We start from the raw sequence: 1,932 nt of genomic DNA on the forward strand, positions 1-1,932 counted from the left end.
CGGATTCCAGAGCGGCAGGCTGAGGAAGCACCCGCCGGTGGGTCTGCGATCTCGTGTTCAACGTAGCCATCAAAACGCACCTCCTTGAGCTGATGACTAGGGCTGGTCAACGCGGGGCTTGTCAAGCGCATCGCTGCGCCTCAAGCCCTCTCCTTCAGGAGGGGGTCGTTGACTCGTCCGTCCGTCATACTGCGATCCTTCCTCCTCTCCGGTAAGGATGGAATCTCGCACCCGCGCCTGCACAGTGCGGATTCATGACCCCCGGTAGGGTCGGCATGGTGAGCCTGCCAGCCGTCCCCGCCTCGCCCGGCCCCTCCATCGAGCCCGCGCGAGACCCCTACCGGGTGTATCTCGACTCCCTGACCAGCGCCGAGTCCCGCCGCACCATGCGCGGCTGTCTCGACAGGCTCGCGGCGCTCGTCTCCGGCGACGAGGTCTCCAGCGGCGCGGGCCGGCCCTGGCACCTGCTGCGCTATGAGCACACGGTGCGCATCCGCGCCCTGATGACCGAGCGCGGCTGGTCCCCCTCGTACGTCAACAAGCACCTGGTCGCGCTGCGCAGGGTGCTGCGCGAGGCCTGGCGGCTCGGCCTGATGACCGCCGAGGAGTACCAGCGGGCCGCCGACCTGCCGACGGTCGAGCACACCCGCCTGCCGACGGGCCAGCACGTCCCGCCTGAGGTGGTGGGCGCCGCGCTGGCCGCCTGCGACCGCGACGACTCCCCCGCGGGAGTCCGCGACGCCGCCCTGCTGGCGGCGCTCTACTCCACCGGCTGCCGCCGCGCCGAGATCGCCGGGCTCGCACTGGGCGACTACGACCCCGGCTCCCGCTCGCTGCGGGTGCGCGGCAAGCGTGACAAGGAGCGGATGGTCTACCTCACCACCGAGGCCATGGCCAGGATGGAACGCTGGCTGGCCGTACGGGGCCGCGCCGCGGGGGCCCTGTTCTGCCCCGTCAGCAAGCTCGGCCGGCTGCGGACCAGGGACGGCGGGCCCGCGCCCATGACCGGACAGGCGGTCGCCGACATCCTGGCCAGACGCCTGGCCGAGGCCGGGGCCGGGGCACGCACCCCGCACGACTTCAGGCGCACCTTCATCGGCGAGCTGCTCGACGCCGGGGTGGACCTGGCCACCGCGCAGGCCCTCGTCGGCCACTCCTCCCCCGCCACCACGGCCCGCTACGACCGCCGTCCCGAACGACGCCGCCGCGAGGCCGTCGACAGGATCACTCTGCCCGCCCCCAGGCCGCTCTGACCGTCGGCGCGGAATCGCGGGCGGTGATCCCAGGTGATCCCGGGTGATCCCACCGGCACCGACGGCCCCCGATCTCGCCACGATTCACCAGCCGCGCGGTAACTGTCGGTGGCGCCCCCTACTATGAGCCACCTCAAGGAGGGATAACCGCTCATGGTCAACGCACTGAGGGTTTCGCTGCTGGTCACGACCGACCTGCCACCGGATACCGACCTGACGGAGTTCGGGCGGTTACTGGTTGACTCGGTGCGCACGCTCCAGCGGGACGAGGTGACCTATCCCGCGTTCCTGCGCGGCGGGGTGTTCTGGCTGGACCGGCCCCTGCCGCCGTCCGACGACGGGATTCCCCGCGCGGCGGCCGAGGAGCTGCGGTTCGCGGCGCTGCTGGGTCATCTGTCGGCCGGTCACTCGCCGGGCTCCTCGAAGGAGACGGTCGCCGACGCCTGCCGGGCGATCACCGCCGCCGTCGCCGCCAGGTACGGTGACCTGGGCAGCCCGCCCGCCGTGATGGCGATCCGCAGCGAGGACGTGCGTGAGCGCACCCCCTCCTCGGCCGTCTCCGTCGGACCCGCGGAGACGTTCCCCAAAACCGCGGATCCCTCCGCCCGGGACGTGTGGTCCCGGGCGGAGGGATCCGGGCCGGGGGGGTGATAGGGAGAGGACACGTCTGTACTCCCGT

The 1,932-nt window shown here is 72.0% G+C and carries 2 protein-coding genes; both read left to right on the forward strand.

What is annotated here, in order from left to right:
* Positions 1-254 precede the first annotated feature (254 nt).
* The gene (locus tag ABZ260_RS50555; RefSeq protein ID WP_355632981.1) at positions 255-1,253 is read left to right on the forward strand and encodes a tyrosine-type recombinase/integrase; all 999 of its coding nucleotides are present in this window, start codon (positions 255-257) and stop codon (positions 1,251-1,253) included.
* A 153-nt stretch (positions 1,254-1,406) separates the two neighbouring features.
* Positions 1,407-1,904: a hypothetical protein gene (locus ABZ260_RS50560; protein ID WP_355632984.1), complete on the forward strand. Its 498-nt coding sequence runs from the start codon at positions 1,407-1,409 to the stop codon at positions 1,902-1,904.
* The last annotated feature ends 28 nt before the right edge of the window (positions 1,905-1,932 follow it).

The sequence above is a fragment of the Streptosporangium sp. NPDC006013 genome (assembly GCF_040614275.1).
Classification (GTDB): domain Bacteria; phylum Actinomycetota; class Actinomycetes; order Streptosporangiales; family Streptosporangiaceae; genus Streptosporangium.

Bases quoted from the DNA above. Each gene is read 5' to 3' on its own strand.
- ABZ260_RS50555 (WP_355632981.1), top strand. From the start codon at position 255: ATGACCCCCGGTAGGGTCGGCATGGTGAGCCTGCCAGCCGTCCCCGCC.
- ABZ260_RS50560 (WP_355632984.1), top strand. From the start codon at position 1,407: ATGGTCAACGCACTGAGGGTTTCGCTGCTGGTCACGACCGACCTGCCA.